The 8,138-nt window shown below is 67.1% G+C and carries 8 protein-coding genes; 2 read left to right on the top strand and 6 right to left on the bottom strand.

Features of this window, described 5'->3' with window-relative positions:
* Positions 1-30: 30 nt before the first annotated feature.
* On the top strand, positions 31-576 hold the full coding sequence (locus IP83_RS00570) for a shikimate kinase (RefSeq protein WP_082364384.1): 546 nt from the start codon (positions 31-33) through the stop codon (positions 574-576).
* A complete protein-coding gene (aroB, locus tag IP83_RS00565) occupies positions 567-1,676 on the top strand; it encodes a 3-dehydroquinate synthase (RefSeq protein WP_054120254.1) in 1,110 nt (369 codons plus the stop codon). The genes IP83_RS00570 and aroB overlap by 10 nt, the downstream gene beginning before the upstream one ends.
* 241 nt (positions 1,677-1,917) lie before the next feature.
* On the opposite strand, the gene IP83_RS00560 is transcribed toward aroB, so the two are convergent.
* The 6 genes from IP83_RS00560 to zwf all read right to left on the bottom strand — a co-directional run bounded on the left by IP83_RS00560 (position 1,918) and on the right by zwf (position 8,135).
* Positions 1,918-2,289: a tRNA-binding protein gene (locus IP83_RS00560; RefSeq protein ID WP_054120253.1), complete on the bottom strand. Its 372-nt coding sequence runs from the start codon at positions 2,287-2,289 to the stop codon at positions 1,918-1,920.
* Complete coding sequence (locus IP83_RS00555; protein ID WP_054120252.1) at positions 2,290-3,072, bottom strand: enoyl-CoA hydratase-related protein; 783 nt, start codon at positions 3,070-3,072, stop codon at positions 2,290-2,292.
* A 93-nt stretch (positions 3,073-3,165) separates the two neighbouring features.
* A complete protein-coding gene (locus IP83_RS00550; protein ID WP_054120251.1) occupies positions 3,166-4,134 on the bottom strand; it encodes a glucokinase in 969 nt (322 codons plus the stop codon).
* A gap of 128 nt (positions 4,135-4,262) precedes the next feature.
* Positions 4,263-6,083, bottom strand: a complete 1,821-nt coding sequence (edd, locus tag IP83_RS00545; RefSeq protein ID WP_054120250.1) for a phosphogluconate dehydratase — start codon at positions 6,081-6,083, stop codon at positions 4,263-4,265.
* On the bottom strand, positions 6,083-6,694 hold the full coding sequence (locus IP83_RS00540; protein ID WP_054120249.1) for a 6-phosphogluconolactonase: 612 nt from the start codon (positions 6,692-6,694) through the stop codon (positions 6,083-6,085). The genes edd and IP83_RS00540 overlap by 1 nt, the downstream gene beginning before the upstream one ends.
* Complete coding sequence (gene zwf / locus IP83_RS00535; protein ID WP_054120248.1) at positions 6,687-8,135, bottom strand: glucose-6-phosphate dehydrogenase; 1,449 nt, start codon at positions 8,133-8,135, stop codon at positions 6,687-6,689. Before zwf ends, IP83_RS00540 begins: the two co-directional genes overlap by 8 nt.
* Between the last annotated feature and the right edge of the window lie 3 nt (positions 8,136-8,138).

The following is an 8,138-nucleotide window of genomic DNA, read 5'->3' as shown; positions in this document are numbered from 1 at the left end:
CACGACGAACCCGCCTCTCCGAATGCCGCAATCCAGCGGCTGGCGGCCCGCATCGATCGCCCGATCGTGCTGGTCGGGATGATGGGCGTGGGCAAGACGACCGTGGGCCGCCGCCTTGCCGCGATGCTGAACGTGCCGTTCTGCGATGCCGACGAGGAGATCGAGCGGGCGGCGCAAATGTCGATCCCCGAGATCTTCGCGCAGTTCGGCGAGCCCTATTTCCGCAGCGGCGAGCGCCGGGTGATCGCGCGGCTGGTCGGCGAGGACGGCGCGCACGAACGGCGCGTGCTGGCGACCGGCGGCGGCGCCTTCGTCGATCCCGAGACCCGCGCCCTGATCCTCAGCCGCGCCATCGCGGTGTGGCTCGACAGCGATGTCGATACGCTGGTCGCGCGCGTCGGGCGCAAGGGCAATCGTCCGCTGCTCAAGAACGGCAACCCGCGCGAGATCCTGACCAAGCTCAAGGCCGAGCGCGGACCGGCTTATGCCGAGGCGCCGATCCACGTGAAGAGCGGCAACCAGCCTCATCAGGCGACCGCGATGACCATCCTGAAGGCAATCGACGCATGGCTGTGATCCCCGTCAACATCGCCGGTGCGCCTTACGAGGTGCGGATCGAAACCGGACTGCTGGCTGCTGCCGGCCAGCACTGCCGCCCGTTCATCCGGGGCGGCAAGGTCGCGGTGGTCACCGACGAGCGCGTCGCTGCAGCGTGGCGTGAGACGGTCAAGGCTTCGCTAGCTGCCGAGGGCATCGCCAGCGCGTGGCTGGTCCTTCCGGCGGGCGAGACAACCAAGAGCTGGGAATACCTCGCCCGGACCGTGGACTGGCTGCTCGAGCAAGGCGTCGAGCGCAAGGACAGCGTGATCGCGCTGGGCGGCGGGGTGATCGGCGATCTGACGGGCTTTGCCGCCTCGATGGTCAAGCGCGGCTGCGGCTTCATTCAGATGCCGACGACCTTGCTCGCGCAAGTCGATTCGAGCGTCGGCGGCAAGACCGCGATCAACACCGGTGCAGGCAAGAACCTCGTCGGTGCATTCCATCAGCCGGTGCTGGTACTCGCCGACCCGCTGGCGCTCGATACGCTCCCGCCGCGCGAAACCCGCGCGGGCTATGCCGAAGTCGTCAAGTACGGCCTGATCGACGATGCCGCCTTCTTCGACTGGTGCGAGACGCACGGCACCGCGCTGCTCGCTGGTGACCCGGCGGCGCGCGAGCATGCGATTGCCACGAGCGTTGCGGCCAAGGCGCGGATCGTCGCGGCGGACGAGAAGGAAACGCTGGGGCTGCGCGCGCTGCTCAACCTTGGCCATACCTTCGGCCATGCGCTCGAGGCCGAGACCGGTTTTTCGGACCGCCTGCTCCACGGCGAAGGCGTCGCGCTCGGCATGGTGTTGGCCGCGCGCTACTCGGTGCGGCGCGGGCTGATGCATGGTCAGGACGCGGAGCGCGTCGCGGCCCATATCGACGCGGCGGGCCTCCCCGCTTCGCTCCCGGCGCTCGGCATGGACTGTGATGGCGGCAAGCTCACCGCGCACATGCTGCACGACAAGAAAATGGACGCAGGCACCCTGCCCTTCCTGCTGATGCACGGGATCGGGCAGACGTTCCTGGCCAAGGACGTCGATCTGGCGGATGTCGCTGCGTTTCTCGATGCGGAACTGGCGCAGGGCTGACGAGGCCGGGCCTCGCAAAAAGGCGACAAAGGCGACAGTGTGTCGCTTTTGCGAATACCCCTCAAGTCCTTGAATTTGCGATGCTATCGTCGTGAAAAGCGACAAGTTGACGCATTTGCGCAAAAACGCGCTGACGTGCTGCGGAGAATGTCAAAGAGCGCAGCCGACCTGAGCTGCGGCTTGCTTCGCCATGCCACAAACCCGCGATGTAGGAAAATCGCTGCAGGCACCTCCTGCGCGGTCAGAACAGCCGCGCGCCGTTGGGGACTTTGCCGTCCGGCGCGAAGAGGACCACGCGGCCCTCTTCATCGGGGAACCCCACCGTCAGCACCTCGGACATGAACTTGCCGATCTGGCGCGGCGGGAAGTTCACCACCGCCGCAACTTGCCGCCCGATGAGTTCCTCCGGCGTGTAGAGCGCGGCGATCTGGGCGCTCGAGCGCTTGACGCCGATCCCCGGCCCGAAGTCGATGCCGAGCTTGAGGCTGGGCTTCCTCGCTTCGGGATAGGGCTCGGCGCTCACGATCGTGCCCATGCGGATATCGACCTTGAGGAAATCGTCAAAGCCGATGAGGTCTGCCGCAGGGGCCGCCGGATCGTGTTCGAGATGCATTCAAACGCCCTTGAAGTCGGCCTTGCGCTTTTCGAGGAAGGCCTGGATGCCCTCGCGGGAATCCTTGCTGTCGCCTGCCTTCCACTGGCCTTCGGCTTCGATCAATAGCGCGGCGGGCAGATCGGTTTCAAGCGCGCGGGCGACGTTCTGGCGCATCACGCCGAGCGCCACGGTCGGACCATTGGCGAGCCGCTCGGCCAGCGCCATCGCCTCGTCCGCCAGCGCCGCATCGTCGACCGCCTTGTAGATCATGCCCCATTCCTCGGCCTTCTCCGCACCGACGCGCTCGCCCAGCATCATCATCTGCAGCGCGCGCGGCTTGCCGATCAGACGCGGCAGGAGCCAGCTCGAGCCGCCATCGGGCACAAGGCCGATGTTGACGAAAGCCTGGAGGAAATAGGCGCTCTTTGCCGCGAGAACGAAATCGCCCATCAGCGCGATCGAGCAGCCGACGCCGGCAGCGGGACCATTGACGGCAGTGACGACCGGAACCGAAAGCCGAGAAAGCTTGGCGATCATCGGGTTGTAGCTTTCGGTCAGCGCCTTGTAGCTGCCCGCGCCGCCTGCGACGCTGCGCTTGCCGGTGGCGGCAAGATCAGCGCCCGAGCAGAACGCGCGGCCTTCGCCGGTGATGAGGACGCAGCGCGCGCCTTCGAGGTCATAGAGCGCGTCGCCGATCTCGACCGCCATGTTGGGGGGGCAGGCGTTGAGGCGCTCGGGCCGGTTGAGCACGATGCGGCGGACATTGCCCAGATTTTCAACGCGGATCGTTTCGTAGGACATCGCTCTTTCCCTTAATCGTGCGGTTAAGCCGATGGCTAAGCGAGCCGTGCGGGCTTGGCAAGCGGGTTCAGCCGGTCCTCATAAAAGCAACAGCTACCCCGTGTGTGCCTGCGCGAAGGCGGCGGCGGCGCCGAACAGGCCGGGCTGCGGATGGGTGATCAGCTTGACCGGGATGCCCGCCATCATGCTCTCGAACCGGCCCTTGGCGGTGAAGCGTGTCGCAAAGCCGGAGCGGACCAGCGTATCCTTGATCCTGAGGCCCAGCCCGCCCGCCATGACCAGCGCGCTTGCACCATGCGCCAGCGCGAGATCGCCCGCGACGCTGCCGAGCGAGAGGCAGAAGCGGTCGACAGCGGCGGCGGCAAGGCTGTCTTCACCGGACGTGCCGAGCGTCCAGAGTTCCTTGTCAGTCAGCGAGACGATGGCGCGGCCTTCGATGCTGGCGAGCGTTTCGTAGATATCGACGATGCCGGGGCCGGATACCACGCGCTCCGCCGAGACGCGGCGGTAGCGGCCGCGCAGGCGGGCGAGAATGGCGTCTTCGATACGGTCCAGCGGGGCATAGTCGATGTGGCCGCCTTCGGTGGGGTTGACCCGGTAGCCGCCGCCCCCGCGCCAGAAGTGCGCGACGCCAAGACCAGTGCCGGGGCCGACCACGCTGATCGTGCCTTCCTCGGGGAGCGGCGTTTCGGGGCCGCAAAGGTGCAGGAAATGCTCGTCGCCCGCCTGCGCCACGGCATGCGCGACGGCGGCGAAATCGTTGACAACGACATAGTCCGGCGCACCGAGCTTTTCGGGGATCAGCGCCGGGCGGATGATCCAGGGATTGTTGGTGAAGCGGATCAGTTCGCCGCCGACCGGGCCTGCCACGGCAATCGCGACGGCAGGCGGCAAGGTGCCCCCGGAAAGGCGAGCAAATTCCTCCCAGGCAAGCTGGAAGCTGGGATGGTCCGCCGTCTTGAGCGTCACCGCCTCGCCGAGCGAGACGACGCGGCCTGCTTCGACTTCCGCCATGGCAAAGCGGGCGTGCGTTCCGCCGATATCGACCGCGACCAGTTGCATGTGTCTGTTCCCCTGCCCCGTAATCTCTTGTCAGCCCTGTTCCGCTCACCCTGAGCTTGTCGAAGGGTGCTGGCACAACGGCCATGCATGATGCTTCGACAAGCTCAGCATGAGCGGTTTGGGGTGATTTACAACCCGCCGACTGCCAGCATCGCCGAACCGCCGCGCTCCGCCGGGTCGGCGAAGTGGCGCATCATCGCGAAGAGTTCGCGGCCCACGCCGATGGCTTCTTCCGGGGCTTCGGCCGGTGTGCGCGCGGCCCAGTCCGCAGCATCGACCAGCGCGGCAAGCTCGCCCGTCTCGGCGCAGACGCGAACCAGGTCGCCATCCTTGAGCAGCGCCAGCGCGCCGCCCTTCTTGGCTTCGGGCGAGACGTGGATCGCCGCGGGAACCTTGCCGGAGGCGCCCGACATGCGGCCATCGGTGACGAGCGCGACGCGGAAGCCCCGGTCCTGCAGCACGCCGAGCGAGGGCGTCAGCTTGTGCAGTTCGGGCATGCCGTTGGCCGCCGGACCCTGGAAGCGGACGACGACGACGACATCGCGCTCGAGCTCGCCTGCCTTGAACGCCTTGAGCACATCGTTCTGGTCCGAGAACACGCGGCACGGCGCCTCGATGGTCCAGCGCGAACGATCGACCGCGCTGACCTTGATCGTGCCGCGCCCGAGATTGCCCTGCAGCAGGCGGAGGCCGCCTTCGTTCTGGAAAGGCTCCGCCACCGGGCGCAGCATCGCCGGGTTGAGGCTTTCGCGCGGCGCGGCATCCCAGCGCAGGGCATCGCCATCGAGCACCGGCTGCTGCGCGCCTTCGAGCAGCGAGGTGCCGTAGACGGTGAGGATATCGCCATGAGCCAGCCCCGCCTCGACCAGTTCGCGGATGACGAAAGGCATGCCGCCCGCGTCCGCGAAGCCGTTCACGTCGCCCGAACCGTTGGGATAGATGCTGGCGATCAGCGGCACGGCGCGGCTGAGCTCGTCCATGTCGTCCCAATCGATCTGCACGCCGGCGGCGCGGGCGATGGCGGGGAGATGGATCACGTGGTTGGTCGAACCGCCCGTCGCGAGCAGGCCGACCACGGCATTGACGATGGCCTTCTCATCGACGCAGTGGCCGAGCGGGCGGTAGTCGTCGCCATCCCAGGTGATCTGCGACACGCGGTGGACGGCCGCGCGGGTCAGTTCCTGGCGCAGCTTGGTGCCGGGCTGGATAAAGCTGGCGCCGGGCATGTGGAGGCCCATCATTTCCATCATCATCTGGTTGGAATTGGCGGTGCCGTAGAACGTGCAGGTGCCGGCGGAATGATAGCTGGCGCTTTCGCTGGCGAGGAGTTCTTCGCGGCCCACCTTGCCCTCGGCATAGAGCTGGCGGATGCGCTGCTTTTCCTTGTTGGCGAGGCCGGTCGCCATCTGTCCGGCGGGGACGAGGATCGTCGGCAGGTGGCCGAAGCGCAAGCTGCCGATGAGGAGGCCCGGCACGATCTTGTCGCAGATGCCGAGCAGCAGCGCGGCTTCATACATGCCGTGGCTGAGGCCCACCGCCGCGCCCATCGCGATGTTGTCGCGGCTGAACAGGGAGAGCTCCATCGAGGCCTGCCCTTGCGTCACCCCGTCGCACATCGCGGGGACACCGCCCGCGACTTGCGCCGTCGCGCCGACTTCGCGGGCGAAGACCTTGATCTGCTCGGGGTAGCGGCCATAGGGCTGATGCGCCGAGAGCATGTCGTTGTAGGCGGTGATGATCCCGATATTGGTGCTCTTGCCGGTACGCAGCGCGATCTTGTCCTCGCCCGCCGCCGCGAAGCCATGGGCCAGATTTCCGCAGGAGAGCACGTCGCGGTTCACCCCGGCATCGCGGGCGCGGGCGATGAGATCGAGATAGGCGGCGCGCGTCCGGGCGCTGCGGGCGATGATGCGGTCCGTGACCTTGGCGACGACGGGATTGAGGGCCATTATTCGCTCCAGTAGATCGTGACGGGCGGCCCGTAGCCGCGCAGGATGTCCGAGACCGGATAGGCATCGGAACCGGCAAGCACGCGCTCGACAAGCGCCTTTTTGGATGGGCCGGTGATGACGAGGATAATCTCGCGCGTCGCCTTGAGTGCCCGCTTGTTGAGCGAAAGCCGGTCGAACGGTGCCTCGGGCGGGAGCGGGATCGGGGTGGTGGCGATCACGCTCGGCCCGGGACGGATCAGCGCCTGCATGTGCGGGAACAGCGAGGCGATATGGCCATCCTCGCCCATGCCCAGCCAGACGAGATCGAACGGGGCGACATCCATGCCTTCCTCGAGACGCTCGAACGCGGCACCGCAATCGCCGAGCGCCGCATGGAGCTTGCCGAAGTTGCTCGCCGGGTGATCGTCGGGCACGCGGCGGTCGTCGGTCAGTGCGATGGTCACCTCGGACCAGTCGAGCCCCTTGTCCGAGAGCAGCGCAAAGACGCGCGGCGGCGTCGAACCGCCGGTAAAGGCGAGGCGCTTGGGTCCGGGGCGCGCGACGATACGGGTGATATGCGCGGCGACCGCCGCCAGATCGCCCGGTTCGGCCCAGGTAACGTCAGTCATTCCAGCTTCTCCCGTCGCGCTCGGTCAGCGCAATGCCCGCGTTGGGACCCCAGCTGCCGGCGGCATAGGGCTTCACTTCCATCCCCGTATCCGCCCAGACACGGCGGATCGCATCGACCCAGGTCCACTGCGCCTCGACCTCGTCGCGGCGGACGAACAGGGTCTGCTCGCCCTCGATCAGATCGAGCAGCAGGCGCTCGTAGGCGATGCGGCGGCGCGCCTTGGCGAAGGCGGTGGTGAGCGAGAGATCGAGGTTGACCTCGCGCAGCACCACGCCGCCGCGATCGAGCCCCGGTTCCTTGGCCATGACCTGCAGGCGCACGTATTCCTCGGGCTGCAGGCGGATGACGAGGCGGTTGGCCGCCAGCTTGCCGCCGCGCTGCGAGAAGATGTTGTGCGGCACGCCCTTGAACTGGACGACGATCTCGCTGCGCCGCTCGGCGAGCCGCTTGCCGTGGCGGAGGTAGAACGGCACGCCCTGCCAGCGCCAGTTGTCGACATGCGCCTTGATCGCGACGTAGGTCTCGGTGTCCGAGAGCGCGCCCAGATCGTCGAGATAGCCGGCGACCGCGCTGCCGCCGACCGCGCCGGTGCGATACTGGCCGCGCACCATTTCCTCGGCCTTCACCGGGCGCAGCGCGCGCAGGACCTTGACCTTCTCGTCGCGGATCGAGGTCGCGTCGAAATCGAGCGGCGGCTCCATCGCGGTGAGCGCGACGAGCTGGAGCATATGGTTCTGCACCATGTCGCGCAAGCCGCCGGTGTCGTCGTAGAAGCCCTTGCGGCCTTCGAGGCCCACCGTCTCGCTCACGGTGATCTGCACGTGATCGATCCCTGCGCTGTTCCACAAGGGCTCGAACATCATGTTGGCAAAGCGCAGCGCAAGGAGGTTCTGGACCGTTTCCTTGCCGAGATAGTGGTCGATGCGGAAGATCTGGCGCTCGCTGAAGCCTGCCGCGACCGCGTCGTTGATGCGGCGGCTGGAGGCGAGATCGTTGCCCAGCGGCTTTTCAAGACCGATCCGCACGCCTTCGTGCGCAAGGCCGGCAAGACGCAGGCCTTCGATAGTCGGCTCGAACAGCGCGGGCGCGGTCGAGAGGAAGATCGAGAGACCGCACGAGGTGTCGCCGAGCTTCTTTGCGAGACCGGCAAAGCCTTCGGGCTTCGAGGCATCGAGCGTCTGGTACTCGAGCCGCTCGAGGAAGCTGGCGAGCTTGGTATCGTCCTTGCGGTCCGCGGGGAGGAACTCGTCAAGCGCGCCGCGGGCCATCGCGCGGAACTCCGCGTCATCGTGTACCGAACGCGCGGTGCCGACGATGCGCAAGGTGGGATCGATCAGGCCATCCTCATGCAAGGCGTAGAGCGAAGGCAGCAGCATGCGCCGCGAAAGATCACCGGTGGCGCCGAACAGGAGCAGGGCGGAACAGCTGGTGGCGGCCATGGG

It is taken from the genome of Novosphingobium sp. AAP93 (assembly GCF_001296055.1).
In the GTDB taxonomy this organism is placed as follows: Bacteria; Pseudomonadota; Alphaproteobacteria; order Sphingomonadales; family Sphingomonadaceae; genus Novosphingobium.
Note: the sequence above shows the minus strand (reverse complement) of the source record. Positions and strands in the feature narration are given on the sequence as shown.